Genomic DNA, 20,527 nt, shown 5'->3' with positions numbered 1-20,527 from the left:
ATGCCGTATAAAAGGCCCGATAATAGCCATATTATCGGGCCTTTTTGTATTGATACTCACGGCGATATTCTCTTTTAATGATTCTCACCGTGTGCCGTTATTCTCCCACTAGACTATCAAGCGAGGAGTTGCCAAGCGAGTTATCAAGCGGGTTAAATAAGGCCGCTACGCTCTGACAAATGGTTTCTCTAATCCATTTATGCCCTTGATCTTCATTATTTCTTTGGTGCCATAACAATATATAGGCCATGGGCATAAACTCGAAGGGCAATGGTAACAGTTTGAGTGGATAAAGTTGGCAAGCATGGCGAGCAAAGCTCGAGGGCAACGTGAAGATCAAATTGCTGTGGGCACATACACTAGCAGCACCATAAAAGTCCGGTACTGTCGTACTGATCTGTCGTCTATTGCCAATATCAGCAAGAAAGTAATCTAGCGCCCACCAATCGTTGCCTTCACAGCGAACCTGCACATGGGCCATCTCGAGGTAGAGTGCTAAATTCCATTGCTCAGAGGTGAGTGCTGCCATCAATGGATGATCCTCACGAACTAAGCAGACTTGTTGGTCGGTAAAGAGTGTTTGATAGGCAATGCCTTCGGGTAGGCGATCGACTTGAAAATCGGACAATGGATGCAGATCTCGTCCTGCAATACCAAAATCAATTTGCCCTTGTTGTAAATCCTGCATCGATTTTTCAGTCCACACATAGGAGTCGAGTCTGACGTTAGGTGCGGTGGTGAGCATAGGGCCAATAAAATATGGAATTAACGTTTCATATGCGCTTTCGACCATAGCAAAGGCAAATTGTCTATTACTAATGGTTGGATTAAACGTCGGCGGCTGCGTTAATTGATATAGATCTTGTAATATATTCGGCAGTTTTTGTCCGAGCATAAGAGCATGTGCCGTAGGTTTTAAGCCATGGGCGGTACGCTGAAATAGCGGGTCATCTAAGGTTTCTCTAAGGCGATTTAAGCTCTTACTGATTGCGGACTGACTTATGTGTAAGCGGCTTGCGGCGCGGGTTACGCTTTGCTCTTCTAGTAGAACCTTGAGTATGACCAGTAGGTTAAGATCAATTCTGGCTAAGTTGTCGATATTCAAAGATATTCCTCAGAGGAAATTTACTTTGGAAATTATACCATTTCTATTCATACCTCGAGTTAATTAAAATAGCGCCCACTAAAATATTGTTCATGGTTTAACTGAGATTATTTATGCGGCGCAATCTGTTACCTATCCTGATGTCTATGGTGCTTCTTAGCCCATTAGCAATCGATATCTACTTACCTTCAATGCCAACGATGGCGACAGAATTTGCTGTATCTGCCAGTGACGTACAATCCACACTGGTTTTATTTTTATTTGCTATGGGCTTAGGGCAAGTCTTAATTGGGCCATTGGCAGATCGTTATGGCCGTCGTCCTGTGGCGATATTTGGCGTATTACTCTATGGTGCGAGTAGCCTTCTCGCCGCTGCTGCCATTGAGTTTCATTGGTTACAGATTGCCCGTTTATTACAAGGGTTAGCCGCCTGTTCGACGTCAATCGTAGTATTTAGCGCAGTACGCGATTGTTACTCTCAAAAAGAAGGTGCCAAGATTTACAGTTACTTAAATGGTGCGATTTGTGTCATCCCAGCATTAGCACCGACGCTAGGTGGCTTGCTCGCGATGCAATTTGGTTGGCGCTCAACCTTTGTTTTTATGACGCTATACGCCATGTTAATGATGATTGTTGTGGGTTATCGCTTACCTGAGACGCGTCCTGCTAATACCGTCACCACAGGCCCACTTTATCGTTGGAGCCGATATAAACCTGTACTAGGTAATACTCACTTTTTATTTTATGCCTTGGCTTGTATGTCAGCGATGGCGGCCATTTTAAGTTATGTGTCTTATGCACCAGTATGGTTAATTGGTCATTTAGGGGTGTCGGAGCTCGCCTTTAGTGGCCTATTTGGGCTCAATGCGGTGTTTAATATCGTTGCCTGTTTTGCGGCGCCAATAGTGATACGTAAGCTAGGTAATCGTCCGACTGTGGTATTGGCGCTTGCTTTACTTATTATTTCTTCGGTTGCAGTCGTGGTGGCTCAGCTGTTTGGCCCGAGCACGGGTATGGCGGCCGCTTTTGTCTTTATGCTGCCGATGATGTTGTTATGTGTAGGGTTTGCCTTTTTACTGGGCCCTGCAACCAGTATGGCGTTATCGGCCTTTGGCGAGCGAGCGGGAACGGCTGCGGCTATGTTAGGTTTTATTCAAATGAGCGGCGCATCTATTTTAGCTGGGCTGGTACAACAAACCGATCTTACCGCGCCTTATGCTGTCGCATTAGTGATGGGCGTATCTTCTATCGGGTTGTTAGTAATGATGGCATTGAGCCGATTCGATCATTGGCACCAAGAGCAACTCACGACAGAACATTAATTTGTACTATTTTTGATAACCAAGTACACCCTTTACCCACAGCTTGTTTGACCGCAAACTGTGGGTATTTTTTATTGTATCTTTTCGCTCTTTATCCTTTGGTATACTCACCATTAGATTGATGTATCTGAGGCTGCCACTTGTCCCGTCATTATTGTGTTACTTGCCGTTATCCGCAGAATGCGTGTCTTTGCGCCAGTGTTCAGCCCATTTATCCAATCACTCAGTTGGTGGTGTTACAACATCCGAGTGAAGTGGAACATAAAAAAAATAGCGTACGGGTATTGAGTCTTATTGTGCCTACAACCCAAGTTTATGTGGGGGAATGTGAGACTGATTTTGTGGATTTGCAGCAATATTTAGCGACGTGTAATAAGCCGATTTATCTCGTCTACCCTTCGACATCCAGTGTCAGCGTTGAAGATCAAAGTATTACTCCCGATTGCGTGTTGTTATTGCTTGATGGAACTTGGCGTAAGGCGTTTAAAATGTTGCAGCTTAATGTTTGGTTAACTCAGTATCCTGCGGTGCATTTGGCGCAAGGGTATGAGTCACGCTATCGCATCCGTAAATCGAGCCGTAGTGACAGCTTATCAACCTTAGAGGCGTGCGCTTATATGTTAAATGCCCTCGAACCCGCGCTCGACATTCAACCATTAACGAAGGCATTCGATGCAATGGTCACACTGCGGATTAAGGCAATGCCGAGCTCGGTACAGGCTCGTTATGCGGAGCCAAACATCGCGAATGGTGAACCATCTTCAACTTAGTTTGCTATTGGGATAATTTCGATAGCGTTCCTATGTGGTGGCGTGTTTTTTAAATAAGTATTTTTGAGACTGCGTACGCATTAAAATTGTTAAAATCTTATTCAGATCACGCTAACTTAATGTGGAATAGGGTTTAATGGCTCCGATTCATTTGTACTGCAAATGATGATAGATAGCCCTGCCAGCTAATTGCTTTGCAGGGGAGTGATGCCACTATTTTATTGTTAAATGGTGTGCTGACAGGGCTATCGAGTTAATACCAATAGTGGTTATCAATCGATAGCGACACCGTTTTAAGCCAAGCATTTTTGGGTAAGAAAGGCCTGGGTGAAGTACTCAACCGAGCTAGGGTAACTAAATAAATATCCTTGGCCAAAGCCTGGTCCCATCCTCGTCATTATGTCCTTCTGTTGTTGCGTTTCTATCCCTTCTGCGATGAAATTAATCCCGAGAGCTTGCACAAGTTGCACTATAGCATTGTAGAGCTTTTGTCCCGATGCCTCGTTTAAATGTAAGGCAAACTCGGTATCAATTTTTACACTATCTATAGGTAAAGTCCCTAGGCGGCTGAGCGAGGACAAACCGGTACCAAAATCATCAATGGCGATACTGACCCCAAGCGCTTTAAGACGAGTTAATGTGGTTCTAGCTTGTTCTGGCTGGCGCAATAATGCTGATTCGGTGATTTCTAAAATCAGGGCTTCGGCGGGTAAATTTGCTGTGTTTAACGCATTAATGACCTGTTCAACAAAATCTAAATGTTCTAATTGCAGTGGTGACACATTAACAGACACTCTAAAAGTCGGTTGGTGGTGTTGACGCCAGAGTGCAGCTTGTAAACAAGCTTGTTCTATCACCCATTGACCAATATTGACGATCAACCCCGTTTCTTCTAGTAAGGCAATAAAATTGGCGGCTTCATAATATTCCGTCGGCGATTTTTGCCATCGCAGTAGTGCTTCGGCGGCGATGGTTTGATTGGTCTGTAAATCCACTATGCTTTGATAGGCGAGAGTGAACTGTTTTAAGCTATGCGCATGTCTTAAGCTATTAATTAGCTCTAATTTTTGCTCGGCAGCTTGGCTCATAGCTTTATCGTAAAAGACTAAATGTGGTTGGCTTTTTTTAGCGCAATACATGGCGGTATCGGCGTGGCTAATCAGCTGAGAGGCTTGGTCACTATGGGTCGGGTACAGTGCGATACCGATACTGATACCGAGGAAAAATTTTTGTCCTTCAATTTCAAAAGGGCTATCGAACAAGCTGAGAATTTGTTCCGCAAATAGTTGGATTTCTTCTTTGCAGCTGCAATCTTGCAACACTAAAGTAAACTCATCTCCGCCCATGCGCGCGATATCTGCTTTTTCAATACAACCGACTTCGAGCCTTGCGGCAACCAGCTGTAATACTTTATCGCCCATGGCATGGCCAAAGCTGTCATTGATATTTTTGAAACCATTGAGATCTAAAAACATCAACGCGCCAAGGGTAAGCGGATCGGTTTTGAGTTTTTCGAGGGCACCATGAAGGATTTGTTTAATATGAAACCGATTAGGCAATCCAGTCAAAGTATCGTACATAGCACGGGTTGTTAGCTGAGTTTCAAGCAGCTTTTTCGTACTTATGTCACTGAAAATATTCACATGATAGTATTCACCGTTATGAGTGACAATTTTTCGACTGCTCTGCCAAGCGGGAAAATGATTACCATCGGAGCGGCGTTTCCAGATTTCTCCTTGCCAAAATCCTCTTTGCTTTAAGGCCAGTTGGCAATCCGTTTCATCACTGTAGACCTGATTGCGGGTATCTAAAAACTCAGGCGTATTATCGATCAGTTGCTCGGTGCTATAACCGCAAATGCGGCACATCGCCTTGTTCACCGCTAAAATACGGTTATCAGCATCAGTGATATAAACGGCTTCGGCACTTTCTTCTAAGGTAGTCGATATGATTTCTTTAGGTATATGCGTAAAGCCATCTGACACGGTTTTGCGAACCCGATGACGACGGTTTAATGTTTGTAGCTCCACCAGAACAACGGTTTGCTGCTGTAGATAACAGCGATATAAGTTGATGCGAGAAGGAAGTTCAGTGCCTTGTTGGCTGAGATGCAACCAGTTGAACTCTATATTTTTACCTGCAACAGTTTCTAGTATCATCTCTCTTGAGTGTTCGACACTATTGCGGCCTGAGGACTGAATTCTGGGTGAAAAATCATAGGGGGTAGTATTGATAAACGCGTCGTATTTAGTCTCAAAATAATTCAACGTGGCTTGGTTCGCGCTAATAAAACTAAAGCCTTGAATTAATGCTAAGGGGGTTTTATGGGGCTTGGTTTGCCAGAATTGCAGCTTTTCTTGTAATACCGGATCATCGGTACTGAGCTTATTCAATAAATGTTGCCATCTGATCATATCAGGATACTCCCTAGTGACACTTAAAGGTCACATCCCCTTCCATAGGTATTTCGTTTATAACGAAATTTATTAAATAGTACCTCATTCCCTTCGAATTAAAAATAAGCTTAATTACAATTTCGCCCAAATAGAAAATTAAAAAATTTTAGGGTAAAGCGGGTATTTAGAAATGATTTTAATAAATCTGTTCGATATTCAAGCCTAGGCTGGTTTCATGCTATGTTTGTCACTGACTACTCGGATTAAAATTTATTGTTAAGTGGCGCTATTTGTCAGTAAAGGAGACTTGTTATGGCGTATTTATTGAATGTATTGATGTTGGCAGCTTTACTCTTAGCCATATCCGCGGCCAATGCCGCAGATATGGCTAAGCCTGTATTAACGCTAGAGCAAAAGGCGGATAAGGCTCGGGTCGATTCTCAGCAATTGGAGCAAACTCAATTAGAAAAAGCGCGCCAAGCATCAAAAGATGCTGCCGAACGTGCAGATATAATTAAACAAAAATCCCAAGCTAATGATTGGGCTACGCAGCAACAACGTAAAGCGCAACAACAGTTCAATGAGCGGGAGACCCACGAACAAAAATATTTGCGAGAAGCAAAAGAGGCCGCTGCACAAGAGCATAAAATTCCTAAGCCTTAATCGTAGGCATGAAACTTAGCAGCGCGAATATTTTTCGTGTTGGCTATGCACTAAGCAGGTGCAGGAGCCAGCAGTATTTGTCTCTTCGAATGATAATAAATAGACATCTTTACGCCGCTGCAACCTCTAAGGGGCCGGTGTCATTATGGTTTCCTGCCCTAACTCATTGATAAATATTTTCTAAATAAAAGTTGTCCGCCGGATTAGTGCGGTTGTTGTTTTTGATAGCGTAGATAAGTCGGTATCTGCAAATCATTCACATCGTGATGATATTGCGATGGCTTTTGTGTTAATTCTGATTTTAGCTCTGGTTTTAATCCTTGATTGAGCGCCGATGGATGCTTTAGAAAGTCATGCACATTGATGTAGTTATCTTCACTTTGTAACGACGCGGATAAATCCTCCTCTAACAACTTTGTGGCAATACCTGTGGCGATCACCATCACCTCGAGTTCAGATTCAAGATTAGCGTCGACCGTGAGTCCGATAATCACCAAGGCATCGTGAGGTAGTTGTTGATGCACAGTAGCGCCAATTTGATTGTATTGACTGAGCTCTATGGTATCTTTGGCCACCACACTGACAATCGCTGCCTGTGCCTGACTTAAATCGATATTATCGAGCAGTGGGTTCTGCATCGCGCGCTTAACCGCGGTAACCAAATCTTCGTCTTTTTTTAGATGGCTTACACCCATAGTTGCGCGGCCTTTGCGACTAATTACTGAAATAAAGTCATTTAAATCAATATTGATAAGTCCTGCTTGGCTAATTGTATTGGCAAGACCGAGTAGTACATCCTGTAATATTTTATTGCTCTCATTGAAGGCGTTCAGCAAGGTCACTTTTGCCCCAAGGACTTCGGCAAGCTTATCGTTGGGTAGCACAATAACCGCATTGGCACACTGGAGTAATTCATTCAAACCCGCTTCGGCATTAAGTGCTCGATGCTTGCCTTCAAAACCAAAGGGTAAAGTCACCACGGCAATCACAGGTTTTATCAGCTCGCGAGCAAATCTTGCCACCTGTGGCAATGCACCCGTACCCGTACCTCCACCTAAACCTGCAGTAAGAAAGATAATATCGGCATCTTGCATTTGGTTAATTAATGACTCTTGTGACTCTAATGCCGCAGCGCAACCAACATCCGGCTTAGCGCCTGCACCTAATCCCTTCGTGGTTTTTGGGCCAATTTGTATGCTGAAATGGCTGTTAGTTGCCGCCATAGACTGGGCATCTGTGTTGACAGAAACCAGCTCTACGCTTGCGGGAAGATTGATTTGGCTAAGCTGATTAATGGTATTACAGCCGCAACCTCCTACACCAAATACGATTAATTTAGGCATGGAGGTAGTGCTTTCATCGGAGATTAGTTCAAACATACGATTCTCAAGGTTAGCTGCTATATATTAAGACTAACCTTGGGCTGCGACTGGGGTTGTCGCATAGAATACTCATACTAAATTATAGGTACTTAGCGCGCATTTTTTGCGTCATGTTTACAAAGTGTTCCCTTAATCTTGTGGGAGCCAATACTTCGACCGTATCAGCCATTTCCCATAATGCGGCTCTTAGCTTTGGTGTATCAAATACCTTAGCCGTCACACGGAAGCGACCATCTTCTTGCAGTTGCATATCTTGGTCTTCGCTGAATTTTGCCTCACGCATAATAAAAGTGGCACGGTCTGACAGCAGTAATTCAAGCTGAATTTTTTCATTCTGGGTACCATGCTCGGCATTTTTGATATCAAAGTTTTCGCTTTCCACTGCCTTAGAGGGGAGTAATTGTGCATTGCGCAATAAACCTATGGGTTTGTGATGAAGCCGAGTATCAAAGCTGCCGATAGTAAATGCCAGTAACACCACACTGTCACGACTAAGGATTCCCTGAGGATTGATATGGCTGTAGTGCAACCAATGCATATTACCGCTAATTAATTTTTTGATATCACAGCTAATTTGTTTTCTGTCTAAAATAGCCTGCTGTATTACCTCCAAAGATTTAGGCTCGTGCGATGGCAAAATAAAAGGATAGGGTTCAGGTAATTGTGCCACCCGGCAAGCCCAATATAACCATGGGTTTTCAGGATCGCTGGCTAATACTTTATCGGCCCGCTCAAAATAAGGCTGTAACTGTTGTAAGCTTTGCGGTGGCATAAGCTGGCTTGCACTGCGTTTTAACGTGGTGAGCGCCAATGCCATATGTTGATCCATCAAGTCTAGATTAAGGCCGCGCCAGCAAGATTCAATCGACCAACCATAGGGCTTACTTCTGTCATCAAGACGTAACCCAAAGGTGCCCATTTCATACATAGCTTTAAGATCGCGTTGTACTGAGCGTTTACTGGCATCATGTGTGCGGTTTACGAGCCGTTCGACTAATTCATTGACGGATATTTTTCGTGGTGCGCGCGGAATTAAGCTAAGTAAGGTGACTTGACGCTGAAAATTAGGTTGCATATAGGGCTAATAGACTGTGACAGGAATTACAGTATGATAATCGAAAGCTGCGACAACATGTGTCGCAGCTTTTTTATTAGAAATTGAGTTATGGAAGAGGGTTAACGCTTTATCAGCGTTTGAAGATTATTTTTTAGTTTTTAATTTACTCATCTGTACCGATAAGAAATAACCTACAGAAGCAATAATAAGAGAGTCTAAAGATGGGATGCCAGATAATGTAAACCAGCCTTTGACAGTACAAAAGCCAACGAGTGATCCCACGATCCAAGCAACGAAGGTTAAAGGTTTAATTGCGGGGTCGTTTTTTAAACTTAACTCATCATAACCATCACGACGATTTATAAAAAAGTCTGCAATATAAATACCCGCTATAGGCGGTGTTGCTATGCCGAGAAATAGCAAGAATGGGATAAACAACGCCATGATATCCATGCTACCGACTATTGCAGCCAAAATACCTAACACAACTGTAATTTGCCATTTAGGAAACTTAGTAAATAAGGTCGATACCACCAACGTACCTTGGAACATATTACCCGCATTACCTGTAATACAAGCAAATACTAACAGAATAGCTGCGGGCAGTGTGCTGCCGATAATCGCCATCGCGGCGAGTAATGATCCTTGTGAGGTCATTGATCCAGGTATCGCTCCGACTAAAAAAAGCACTGGATAGGCTAAACCAAAGGTCAGCACTCCGGCTAATATTGCGTGTTTACGATTGTGAACAAAGCTGCCAAAATCTGGGGATGTTGCGACTAATACTATTATGGTACCGACAACAGATGAGACTGCGGCACCAAAACTGAGATTGCTAAATTTACTGACTGCAGTCACTGAAGTGGTTAATGCCATATATAAGATGATAAACATCAGCAAAATAATAATAGGTACGGCAAATTTTGAAACCTTGCCCAGAGCTTCAAATCCAAATGCCGTGGCAGCGACAAAAATAACGCAACCTAACGCTACGATAATCGAGACAGGTAGCTCTAATTGGAATTGTGTTGCCAGCAGATCATGTACACTGTGGCCAAACATATTGGCTGTTACCGCTATCCAGCCGAACAGACTGATAGCCATGATAATGTTGATCGCGATGGCACCTTTACTACCAAATGAATATTTAACAATTCCATAGGTAGGTAAGCGAGCTTTTTCTCCAATAGCAATGTTGATCACTGCAAGAATGGTTAAAATTAAACTACCAACAGCAATAACTGCAGTGGCAGCCCCTAATGTTAGCTGGCTACCTAGGCTCGATGATGCTAAGAGTACAGGGGTCACAATAATGCCCAAAAGGATCATTGTAATTTGAGCACCGGAGGCCGTATTCGTTTGTTCCGCATTCTTTCTGCTACTCATATTATTACGCCTTAAATTCACAATTAAATGTGATTGAAGAGATTCTAAAGACAAGTGTGTGATGACTTGTCTTTAGTATTATTTATTCATCTCGATTTATGCGTTAAAGATTTATGCCTTTATATAGTTGCGCCAACCGCCCGTTCCTGTGATTTCATGTTGTCCTTCAACAAGCCATGGTTCACCTAAAACACCAAGCATTTCGGTCCCATCAGCGAGCTTAATTTTACCAATTGCCAGCCCCGCGGGTTCATTGCTCAATACGGTTGCAAAGGCTTCCATGGGCAGCTCCCATACTTCAAGATCCACACTGTTACTTTCTTCTGTTGTACGGATCATTGCAGGGTGAACATCATTAATTGACCACAGACGATAATGTTTGTCTGTTTTCTCTTCGCGAATGAATTTACCTCCAACATTGGTTAAGTTTGGATTGAGTTCAAGGCCGCGCATTAAGGTACCGTTTACAGCTAAAAGAGTCGTAAGAGACATAAGGTTTACTCCGTAATAAAAGCGGTCCAGCCAAACCGGACCTAAATAATTAGTTGTTGCGGATCCAGGTGCCCGTTTTACCGTCAATGGCTTGGATAACTGTGCTTGCCTTGGTAATTAACCCTGCGCCTTTAGGGTTACCCTCTAAGAATGTTAATAAAGCATCGACTTTCGGTTTCATCGACCCCTCACCAAATTGTCCTTGTTCGCTAAGGAGCTTTGCATCAACAGGAATAAGTTGGTCTAACCATCGCTCTCCTGGCATACCAAAGTTAATCGCAACTTTTTCAACGCCGGTAGGAATGATTAACATGTCAGCTTGTAACTCTCTGGCAAGCATTGCTGACGCCACGTCTTTATCGATTACCGCTTCAATCCCCACTAAATCACCTTTGTCATTGCGTTCAACCGGAATGCCGCCACCGCCGCATGCAATCACTAACGTTCCACTTTCGAGCAGCGTCTTTATGCTGTCTATCTCGATAATTTCTTGTGGGCTTGGGCTTGCAATACAACGACGCCAGCCACGTCCAGAATCTTCCATAATGTGCCAACCTAATTCGGTGGCGTATTCTTCCGCTCTGGCTTTATCCATAAATGAACCGATAGGTTTGTTGGGTTTCTTAAAAGCGGGATCATTGGGGTCAACACGCGTTTGAGTCACTAATGTCACTACTGGGCGTGAAATACCACGCTGTCTTAACTCATTACTCAGTGCCTTTTGAAACATATAACCAATGGCACCTTGGGTATCACCAACCGCATAGTCAACCGGAACGGTATTGACTTCATGGGAAGCCAGTTCTGAGCGGCGTAAAATAAACCCCACTTGAGGTCCATTGCCATGAGTTAACACTAAATCCCAACCACGTTCGATTAAATCAACTAAGTAACCCACGTTATTGACGACAGTTTGGTACTGATCATTGATTGAACTATGAGCATCATCATCAATCAAAGCATTGCCGCCAAAGGCGACTACAGCTAAAGGTCTTTTAGTCATATTGATTCCTTGTTATTTCTAAGAGCGGCAAGATATTGTAAAGCATCAACAAAACACTGCATTGGCGCGGTCGTAATACCTGCGCCAATTTGACCAACCCCTGCTTTTTTGTGAGCGATACCAGTATTAATAATGGGTAAAATAGAATGGTCAGCCACCTTGCGGGCATCTATACCTGCTGCGGTGGGGGCAAAATTTAATGCCGGTAATGTAAAGGCTGGGTTACCGCCTAACGTGATCGCCTGCATCGCGCGGCTATTGTTAGTTGCATCAATTGGCGTGCCGCCGACAAATTTCACAATCGCTGGTGATGACGCCATTGCAAAACCTCCCACCCCCGCAGTTTCTGTAATGGCACTGTCGCCTAAATCCGCTGCCGCATCTTCAACGCCATAACCCGGGAAGAACAAACCGTTAACGGGGTTAGCAGGAGCTTGAAACCAGCGATTACCAGTACCTGAGAGGCGAATACCGAAATTAACACCATTACGTGCCATAACGGTCACCATGGTGCTATTGGAAATACTTTCAGCAGCTTTAAGCATACTTTTGCACGCTGCCATAGATAGATTTAAGAAGAAGTGATCGTTTGCGGTAACAAAGCTAATGACTCTCTGCAGTTGTTCTTTTGGCAGTGAAGTGCTTAATAGTGCTGGCACAATTTGTTTTAAAAGTAAGCCTGTTGCAGCGGCATTACGGTTATGGATCTCATCCCCCATATGAAGGGCTTGCGCCATAATGGGCTTTAACTCTATCGAGCCTGATTGAACTAACATTGCTTTCATTGCCTCTGCTAGTTCAGTACCCATCCATTTTAGCCGTTCAATAACCGCTGGGCTGTTAGCACCAAAACGCAGTACTTTTCCTAGGCCTTCATTAAAATTACAATAGACACGCTCATGAGCATTGTTAGGATTTTCAACAACCCATAATGGCATTGAACGACTAATAATTCCGGCCATTGGACCTACAGCATCATAGTGATGACAAGGTTCAAATGTGACTTCACCTGCGAGTATGAGAGATTCAGCCTGTTCAATATCCTCGGCCCACTGTTCAAATAATATAGCGCCTAAAATAGCGCCTTGTACCGGGCCACACATCTCTTGCCATGCAATAGGAGGACCGGCATGCAAAATCATTTTTTTCTCTAATAATGCAGGAATTGCTTCACCAGCGAGCATGACATCGACGAGTATTGGCTGTGCTGCTAAGTAGCGCTCCATCGCCATTTTGTTAGCAAGTTCGATTTCTGGTTGATTGAGTAATTCTGCTAAAGCGAGGCCACCTTTACGATCGCCACCTGCTGGTGGTTGCCAATTCATAGCAATCGCCTCACCACCGGCACGTTCAATGTTAGAGGCAAAACTGGCTAGACCTGCATTGAGGACTGTTAGTTTCTGAGTGAAAAGTGCTTTCATTTGAATTACCTCTTTAGCAAAGTTGAGAAATAAATTGAGCAGTCAGATGAGCTGCATCAGCATTGCTATCTGCAATTAACACTCCTGCAGCGATCAACGTATCGCGGCTTAAATTGCGCGACTGTGGATCTAAGTCAGTGCCACAAACATGGGCAATAAACATTGGTGGAGTCAGTGATTCACGGCGAACTTGCGCAATCACCTCACATAGCTCGGTCAACGGATCTTCTGCTGCGCCATAACCTAAAACGACATCAAACAAAATCACTGCGGTGCTGGGATCTTGAGCATCTTGTAAAATGCGTTGGTTACGCAAAGTGGGGTCAATCATTGGATGTGGTCGACCCTGAGTAAAAGCGTCATCACCTAAATCCACTATGGTATGTTGTTGGCTAGTCCACACATCATTCAGCAAGCTGTTACCCTGAACTGGGGTGTTTGAGTAGGCACTCAACCCATATTGACTCGCGATAATTTGTGCTTCGAAACAGAAAGTCCCCCCTGCGAATACACCTCTGATATAGCGTTGGCTTGGGGTTAATTGAGTTTTTAGATTGGCTAATACAGTGTCATCTTTTGGCGTTGTTGATACCGCAGGGATATCTTGATGATTCAATACCGCTACAGCAACTTCCGCTGAGTGCGCTAATGAGTGAGCAAAATAAACGCCATTAAGTGATAGCTCAGAGCTTGACGCCCCAAGAAAGTGAACTACAACAGGCTTGTTGATTTGCGAAGCCATTTTCAAGATTTTTTCAGCAATCGACTTTGCGGGTGGCTTAGAGATGAGCACAATGACTTGCGTGTCATCATCATCGGCTAGCGCACATAAGCCATGCAACATAGAGATCCCACCAACCTCTTGATGTAAATCATGGCCACCCGTTCCCAAGGCTTGCGATATACCTTCACCTAACTGATGAATACGACAGGTTGCTTCCTGTAATCCAGTGCCAGATGCGGCGACTACGCCTATCGCACCTCTGCGAACCACGTTTGCAAACCCCAGAGGAATACCATTAATAATGGCGGTACCACAATCGGGACCCATTACCATGAGATCCTTTTGCTGAGCTAGTTGCTTGATAGCTCTTTCATCTTCAACGGATACATTATCACTGAACATCATCACGTTAAGGCCCAGCTGCAGCGCTTTCATCGCTTCTGCCGTAGCATATTCACCTGGGACGGAAATCAATGCTAGATTAGCATCCGGATGCTGAGTTAAACCGAGGGCAAAACTGGTCAATGGTTGTGAGAATTGCTGACTATCATTACCCGTATCTGGTTTGGCCGTTAGTGCTTCGAATGCAATTTTTATCGCTTCTTCACATGCCTCTGCCTCGCCTTTTACTGCGATGACAAGGTCATTTGGCTTAGCAATAATATCGATACCAAAACCAGCATCTGCCATACGGGCTAAGTTTGCAGCGGTTCCCATGGCAACAGAGGCTTCATCAACCCCATTGATTTTATTAATGCGGGCCGAAATCTGCATTAAGGAAACGGAATCCTGATATAGATTCTCAAATGTTGTATATCTAATAGTCATATATATACCTGCTAAAATAAATTTTCTAATTCAATAATACGTAATTGAGGAGATATAGCATTCCAGCAATAGTATCAGCGAAAAAAGTTGAACTAATACTTAAAGTAGTCATCACACAATGTTAGTTATTTAAAGTTGTTTGCTAAAAAATATACGAGCCATTGGCCTAAAAATGATAAGTAGGAAATTTATATTAATTGTTAATTAACATTGCTTAAGTTTTAAATGGAACTTTTAATGATATACACTGTATGGCAGAGTTTGGTCTCAGTGTTTAATGTTCCAATTAATAGAGTGAACTCTTGGATACTGTTGAAGTCTTTTAGATGGCAATATTACACCGTATTAGTATCCGATATTAATGTTAATAACCGTTTAGTCTGCTGCTATTATTTTTAGGTAATAATATTAACCTGTAACATTAAAGCTGATGTGAGCTATGTAATGTTACTTGTCGCCATTTTTATCGCTAATATTTACTTTTGCTGTTAATAACCCTACCGACTCGAAGTTGTACTGAGATACTGCATGTATTGCTGGTAACGCTTTATCAAGGAAAGATACCCAAGGTATTGTAGCAAGGTCAGTTTTGATATTTATCGACCGCTGGAAAATGCTATAGACCTTGCCATTAAATGAGCTTAATGGGAAATGGTATCCCTTGGTAAACCAAAACAATCTCGATTACTTACTTCAGACCTGCAATGATATTTTCGCTATTCGATATCCAACCGAAAATAGCTCCCTGTGCTTTGTTCATCTCAAGTGTAGATTTATGAAATTCAGGGAAATAGGAGCCAACACAATCTTCAGGAATAATACATTCATAACCACGGTCGTTAGCTTCACGTACAGTTGTATTAACGCAAACCTCAGTCGTTACACCACAAACAATCAATGTTTTAATGTTCTTATTCTGTAGAATAAGGTGAAGATCGGTTTGGTAAAAAGCACCTTTCCCGGGTTTGTCGATAATAGGCTCGCCAGCAATAGGGTATAACTCTGGAATGATATCGTGACCAGCTTCGCCACGAATAAGAATGCGACCTTTTGGCCCCATTTCACCTATAAATGTTTTACCACCACGAGTCAGCTTGGCCGGCGGACAGTCAGAAAGATCTGCACGGTGACCTTCGCGGGTATGGATAACCATAATCCCTGAGTCTCGTGCTGTTTTTAATAATTTACAACATGGTTCAATCGCGCTACGTACTAAAGATACATCGTTACCAAGTGCTTCACCGAATCCACCTGGTTCAACAAAATCTCTCTGCATATCAATAACCACCAGTGCGGTCGTTTGTGGATCAAAGTTTAATGCAAATGGTTCGGCTTGAAATAATCTAGTCATAATTTAATAACCTTTATAATAGTTGGCCGGGTTAACTCAAAGTAGTCAACACCGTTTGATAGTATCGAGCAGATAATGATTAAAGAAGTGATAAAATTAGACTTATAAAATCAAATAATTTGATTAATAGCCCTTTTGAAGCCTGCTAAATTTAAGGATTATACTCAGTCTTGAGAGGATAGGGTGATTGGGTTGATCTTGGATTAAGATTAGTCAAAATTTTTGACTAATCACATCGCTTATATTGTTCAATGATGAGAGTAAAGTGTGAATTGGCTCACGCAGAGCGGATGTTAGAAATGAGACGGGGATCTCAATCTCTCATAATCTCATTCTAGTCGGTCCACTGGTTGGTATTTTCTGGTTGCATTAAGTAGTCAATACACCAATTTAATACAGGGCTTTCACGATTGGCATGCCAAGCATAGAATAGTTGAGTGGGTTGTTTATGTTCTACAATCGCTTTTTTTATAACTCTCCCTAAATCAAGTAATTCTTTAATACGATGATGAGGCATGTAACCGATACCGACACCATGTTCAATTAACTTAATCGCAGTGGATAGTTCAGGCGCATAAATAATCTTTTGTCCGATTAGAGACCATGCATCTTGTGGCATGATATGTTTAGACGTATCTTTGACGACGATTGCAGGATACTTACGTAGTTGTTCGGCGGTTAATACATTTATCTGACTCGCTAAAGGATCGGATTGAGCAACGATAAAGTCCCACTCAATTTTACCAATTGCCTGATAAACAATTCCCTCCATTTTGGGTGCTGAATGAGGGGCACCAATTACGAGATCTGCTCGTTTATCATAAAGGGCATCCCAACAGCCATTGTACACTTCTGTTGTTATAGAAATTCTAGTTGAGGGAAAGTGTTGATTAAGCTTCTCTATTAAATCAATTAAGCCATTACGATTAATAATATTATTAATCGCAATATTGAATGAGGCATCAACACCAGTACATATCATTGCACTGTTGCGTACCAACTCCTCATAGCTATCAAGCATCCATTTACTATGGGCAATAAAATACTCTCCGGCTGGGGTGAGTTTAATTTGTCGCCCTTTACGGTCAAATAAATCAAAGCCGAGCTCTTCTTCCATTTTTTTTACAGTATAACTAATGGCTGAGGGGACGCGATTGATTCTTTCTGCAGCGATAGCAAAGCTGCCAGATTGGGCTATGAGATGAATTGTTTTAAAAGCTTCTTTAGACAAAGGCATATTAATTTTCGTTATTCAGTGTTTTTTAAATTATATGCTTTTGTCTATATTGAATCAAATCCCTAATTCATAACTGTTTGCTGTGAATAATGATACTTATCATACTTAGATTTTAACATATACAATAAATGCGATGATATATATTTAATAAGTTTTATGCAGTATAACAACTGCTTATAAATAATTGTGAGAGTAATATTTATTTAGTCTATTCGACCTCTCCAAAATATTTTCTCGCTTCGGCTTAGCTTCAGCTTTATTTATTCAACTCTATCTATTCAAATCTTAGCGCTTGCTGCGGGCGAAAAATATAAACCGCGAGGCGATAAGTGTGGGGGTGAGGCCATGACTAAAGTGGCGTTAACTGCGCTTTAGACGCTATAAGTCGGACAGGCGTTATTCCGTAAGCTCTTCGGTATAACTTGAGCTTACAAAAAATCGGCGTGGGATACGCATTCTGCGCTTGATTTGTTAAACAATTTACCTCTATATGTTGATATTTACAGCAAGGAGCGAACAAGATGAAGCGTACGCTATCGGCTCTGGTGTTGGCCATGGGACTTTTGAACCCCTTAAGCCAAGCACAGGCCACCACGGCAGAAGACATTAAGAGTTTCACGCTAGATAACGGCATGAAAATCATGGTGCTAGAAGATGCCTCTATTCCCAATGCCAACATGTATTTATTTTGGAAGGTCGGTTCACGTAACGAAGTGCCCGGTATTACCGGTATTTCGCACTTTTTCGAACACATGATGTTCAATGGTTCGAAAAAGTACGGCCCAAAAATGTTCGACCGCTCTATGGAAGCCGCCGGTGGCGCGAACAATGCGTATACCACTGAAGACATGACGGTTTATACCGATTGGTTCCCCGCCAATGCGCTCGAAACTATGTTCGATCTCGAAGCTGACCGCATCGCTAACTTAGATATCAACCAAGCCATGGTCGATAGCGAGCGTGGCGTAGTGCAGTCGGAGCGCTCCACTGGCTTAGAAAACTCTAACTGGAATGCCCTCGAAGGCGAAATCAAAGGCGTGGCATTTTTAGCCCACCCTTATTCTTGGTCGGTGATCGGTCACGAGTCGGATATCGCCGCTTGGTCGCTGGAAGATTTAGTCCAGTACCATAAAACCTATTACGCGCCGAACAATGCCGTGGTCGTGATTGCCGGCGATGTAAAGCTTGCCCAAGTAAAAGCCTTGGCCGACAAGTACTTTGCGCCTATTCCGGCACAAACTCCGCCTAAGGCGATTCGCACTGTCGAACCTGAGCAAAAGGGTGAGCGTCGCACCTTTGTGCAAAAGGCATCGGTCAGCACACCTAATGTGATGTTGGCGTATCATATTCCGGCGGCAACCCATGCGGATTTTTATGCGCTGGATTTATTAAGCTCGATTCTAAGCCAAGGTAATAGCTCGCGTTTATATCAATCATTGGTTGATAAACAAGTGGCCTTAGAAGCGCAAACCTACATGCCGATGTCGGTCGATCCTAACCTTTTCTATGTGATGGGTGTTGCCACGCCTGAGGTGAAAGCCTCGACGCTGGAGCATGCGCTGATTGAACAAATCGATGCGATTGCGACAACGGGCATTACTCAGCAAGAACTGGATAAAGTTAAAAATATCAAGTTGATGGATTTTTACCGTTCGATGGAAACCATTAATGGCAAGGCCAACACCATAGGCACCTATGAGATGTATTTTGGCAGTTACGATAAGTTATTTAATGCGCCAGAAGCCTATAACAAGGTGACGCCAGCGGATATTCAACGTGTTGCCCAAACCTATTTACGTAAATCGAATCGCACTGTAGCTGTGCTGGCGGCAAACGAGGAGATCTCCCAATGAAATCGACAGTAGTGAAATCGACAGCAATGAAATCACTTAAGATGGCATCACTCGGGAAACCTTCTAAGTTAATGGCCGCATTAGCCCTAGGCACAAGTTTAGCCTTAGCGGGTTGTGCTACGACATCGGCGCCAAAACGCGTTGAAACTGGCAGCTTTGTGATGCCAAGTTACGACAAGTTCGTACTGGATAACGGCTTAACTGTATATTTAATGCCGCAGCGCGAAGTGCCTTTAGTCACCTTAAATGCCGTGGTACGTGCGGGGGCTGTCAATGACAGCACCGCAGGCGTGGCGCAAATGACGGCAGAAGGTTTGTTTCTAGGGGCGGCGGGTAAATCTAAGGCGGATATCGAGCAGCAAGTGGATTTTCTCGGTGCAAGTTTAGGCGCTGAAGCGGATAAAGAAGGCAGCTATCTCAGCGCCGATTTTATGGCGAAAGACACTGACGTCATGCTGGGCTTATTTAGTGCGGCGATGTTAACGCCGGACTTTGACGCCGCCGAGTTCGATAAACTCAAGCAACGCGCGATTGCGGGATTGCAGCAAGATAAAGAAAGCCCACGGGCGGTGATTGGTCGTTACTTCGATAAGCTGGTATTTGGTGCCCATCCTTATGGTAATGCGGCTTCGGGTAACAGCGATTCGCTTGAACAAGTGACAGTGTCGCAACTGCGTGCTTTCCATAAGAGTTACTATCAACCTTCCAATACCGCGATAACTGTCGTGGGTGACTTTGATGTTGCTGCGATGAAGGCTAAGCTGACGCAAACCTTGGGTCAGTGGAAAGGCAGCGAGAAACTGGTGCAGCCTGACTTAAATCAAGGCTTGCCTCAGTTAACTGCGGCCAAAGTCTTGTTGGTGGATAAACCCGATGCAATCGAAACCACCTTTGTTATCGGCGGTTTAGGCATTAGTCGTGACAATCCAGACTATGTCGGTTTAACGGTAGTGAACACTATTTTAGGTGGTCGTTTTACCTCTTGGCTTAACGACGAGCTGCGGGTAAACGCAGGCTTAACCTATGGCGCGCGCTCAGGTTTTAGCCCTTATACCGATTCTGGCGTATTCACAATCAGCACTTTCACTAAGACGGAAACCACTCAAGAAGCGATTGATTTAGCCTTGAAAACCTATGCACGTTTATGGGAAAAAGGTATAGATCAAGCGACCTTAGATTCGGCTAAAGCCTACGTTAAGGGTCAGTTCCCGCCTAAGTTTGAAACCTCAGGTCAGCTAGCCGGGCTCTTGTCAGGCATGTATCTGTATGGTTTTGATGATAAGTTTATCAATGAGTTTCAGGCTAAGGTCGATGGCTTGACCTTAGAAGAAACCCAAAGGTTAGTTAAGGCTTATTTTCCGCAAAAAGATCTGCAATTTGTGTTGATTGGCAATGCCGCTAAAATAGCGCCAATCGCTGCTAAATACGGCACAGTACACCCAGTGGATATCAATGCCACAGGGTTTGGTCAGTAAACTAAAGTAGCGTGCGAAAAACTTAAGTTTTTGCCTAAGTTATCAATTTAAAAGGTCTGCAT

The 20,527-nt window shown here is 43.3% G+C and carries 16 protein-coding genes; 5 read left to right on the top strand and 11 right to left on the bottom strand.

The window, feature by feature from the left end:
* Positions 1-97: 97 nt before the first annotated feature.
* Complete coding sequence (locus tag ACRN9H_RS06845) at positions 98-1,105, bottom strand: LysR substrate-binding domain-containing protein (RefSeq protein WP_432313036.1); 1,008 nt, start codon at positions 1,103-1,105, stop codon at positions 98-100.
* 113 nt (positions 1,106-1,218) lie between these two features.
* On the opposite strand from ACRN9H_RS06845, the gene ACRN9H_RS06840 reads away from it, so the two are divergent.
* Both ACRN9H_RS06840 and ACRN9H_RS06835 read left to right on the top strand, forming a co-directional pair.
* Positions 1,219-2,427, top strand: coding sequence for a multidrug effflux MFS transporter (locus tag ACRN9H_RS06840; protein ID WP_432313035.1), 1,209 nt, complete (start codon positions 1,219-1,221; stop codon positions 2,425-2,427).
* A gap of 140 nt (positions 2,428-2,567) precedes the next feature.
* The gene (locus ACRN9H_RS06835) at positions 2,568-3,197 is read left to right on the top strand and encodes a tRNA-uridine aminocarboxypropyltransferase (RefSeq protein ID WP_432313034.1); all 630 of its coding nucleotides are present in this window, start codon (positions 2,568-2,570) and stop codon (positions 3,195-3,197) included.
* Positions 3,198-3,490: 293 nt separating this feature from the next.
* On the opposite strand, the gene ACRN9H_RS06830 is transcribed toward ACRN9H_RS06835, so the two are convergent.
* Positions 3,491-5,611, bottom strand: coding sequence for a putative bifunctional diguanylate cyclase/phosphodiesterase (locus ACRN9H_RS06830; RefSeq protein WP_432313033.1), 2,121 nt, complete (start codon positions 5,609-5,611; stop codon positions 3,491-3,493).
* A 294-nt stretch (positions 5,612-5,905) separates the two neighbouring features.
* Here ACRN9H_RS06830 and ACRN9H_RS06825 point away from each other — a divergent pair, with 294 nt between their 5' ends.
* Positions 5,906-6,256: a hypothetical protein gene (locus ACRN9H_RS06825; protein ID WP_432313032.1), complete on the top strand. Its 351-nt coding sequence runs from the start codon at positions 5,906-5,908 to the stop codon at positions 6,254-6,256.
* Positions 6,257-6,459: 203 nt separating this feature from the next.
* On the opposite strand, the gene ftsZ is transcribed toward ACRN9H_RS06825, so the two are convergent.
* From ftsZ to ACRN9H_RS06780, 9 genes are all read right to left on the bottom strand, one after another.
* The gene (ftsZ, locus tag ACRN9H_RS06820) at positions 6,460-7,635 is read right to left on the bottom strand and encodes a cell division protein FtsZ (protein WP_432313031.1); all 1,176 of its coding nucleotides are present in this window, start codon (positions 7,633-7,635) and stop codon (positions 6,460-6,462) included.
* An 82-nt stretch (positions 7,636-7,717) separates the two neighbouring features.
* Positions 7,718-8,713: a helix-turn-helix transcriptional regulator gene (locus ACRN9H_RS06815; protein WP_432313030.1), complete on the bottom strand. Its 996-nt coding sequence runs from the start codon at positions 8,711-8,713 to the stop codon at positions 7,718-7,720.
* A 126-nt stretch (positions 8,714-8,839) separates the two neighbouring features.
* On the bottom strand, positions 8,840-10,081 hold the full coding sequence (locus ACRN9H_RS06810) for a cytosine permease (protein ID WP_432313029.1): 1,242 nt from the start codon (positions 10,079-10,081) through the stop codon (positions 8,840-8,842).
* A 111-nt stretch (positions 10,082-10,192) separates the two neighbouring features.
* Positions 10,193-10,573 (bottom strand): allophanate hydrolase-related protein, encoded by a 381-nt coding sequence (locus ACRN9H_RS06805; RefSeq protein ID WP_432313028.1) that lies wholly within the window; start codon positions 10,571-10,573, stop codon positions 10,193-10,195.
* A gap of 49 nt (positions 10,574-10,622) precedes the next feature.
* On the bottom strand, positions 10,623-11,576 hold the full coding sequence (locus tag ACRN9H_RS06800; RefSeq protein ID WP_432313027.1) for a carbamate kinase: 954 nt from the start codon (positions 11,574-11,576) through the stop codon (positions 10,623-10,625).
* Positions 11,573-12,997 (bottom strand): DUF1116 domain-containing protein, encoded by a 1,425-nt coding sequence (locus tag ACRN9H_RS06795; protein ID WP_432313026.1) that lies wholly within the window; start codon positions 12,995-12,997, stop codon positions 11,573-11,575. Before ACRN9H_RS06795 ends, ACRN9H_RS06800 begins: the two co-directional genes overlap by 4 nt.
* A gap of 13 nt (positions 12,998-13,010) precedes the next feature.
* Positions 13,011-14,549 (bottom strand): acyl-CoA synthetase FdrA, encoded by a 1,539-nt coding sequence (gene fdrA, locus ACRN9H_RS06790; protein WP_432313025.1) that lies wholly within the window; start codon positions 14,547-14,549, stop codon positions 13,011-13,013.
* Between the two features lie 688 nt (positions 14,550-15,237).
* Positions 15,238-15,900 carry a cysteine hydrolase family protein gene (locus tag ACRN9H_RS06785; RefSeq protein ID WP_432313024.1) on the bottom strand — a complete coding sequence of 221 codons (663 nt, stop codon included), beginning with the start codon at positions 15,898-15,900 and terminating at the stop codon, positions 15,238-15,240.
* A 334-nt stretch (positions 15,901-16,234) separates the two neighbouring features.
* The gene (locus ACRN9H_RS06780; protein WP_432313023.1) at positions 16,235-17,137 is read right to left on the bottom strand and encodes a LysR substrate-binding domain-containing protein; all 903 of its coding nucleotides are present in this window, start codon (positions 17,135-17,137) and stop codon (positions 16,235-16,237) included.
* A 521-nt stretch (positions 17,138-17,658) separates the two neighbouring features.
* Here ACRN9H_RS06780 and ACRN9H_RS06775 point away from each other — a divergent pair.
* Together ACRN9H_RS06775 and ACRN9H_RS06770 are read left to right on the top strand one after the other, a co-directional pair.
* Entirely contained in the window at positions 17,659-18,990 is a 1,332-nt protein-coding gene (locus ACRN9H_RS06775) for a M16 family metallopeptidase (RefSeq protein WP_432313022.1), read from the top strand.
* Positions 18,987-20,465 (top strand): M16 family metallopeptidase, encoded by a 1,479-nt coding sequence (locus ACRN9H_RS06770; protein ID WP_432313021.1) that lies wholly within the window; start codon positions 18,987-18,989, stop codon positions 20,463-20,465. Before ACRN9H_RS06775 ends, ACRN9H_RS06770 begins: the two co-directional genes overlap by 4 nt.
* Positions 20,466-20,527 lie beyond the last annotated feature (62 nt).

Source organism: Shewanella sp. MF08487 (assembly GCF_050848685.1).
Taxonomy (GTDB): domain Bacteria; phylum Pseudomonadota; class Gammaproteobacteria; order Enterobacterales; family Shewanellaceae; genus Shewanella; species Shewanella glacialipiscicola.
This window is presented reverse-complemented; position numbering and strand designations above follow the sequence as displayed.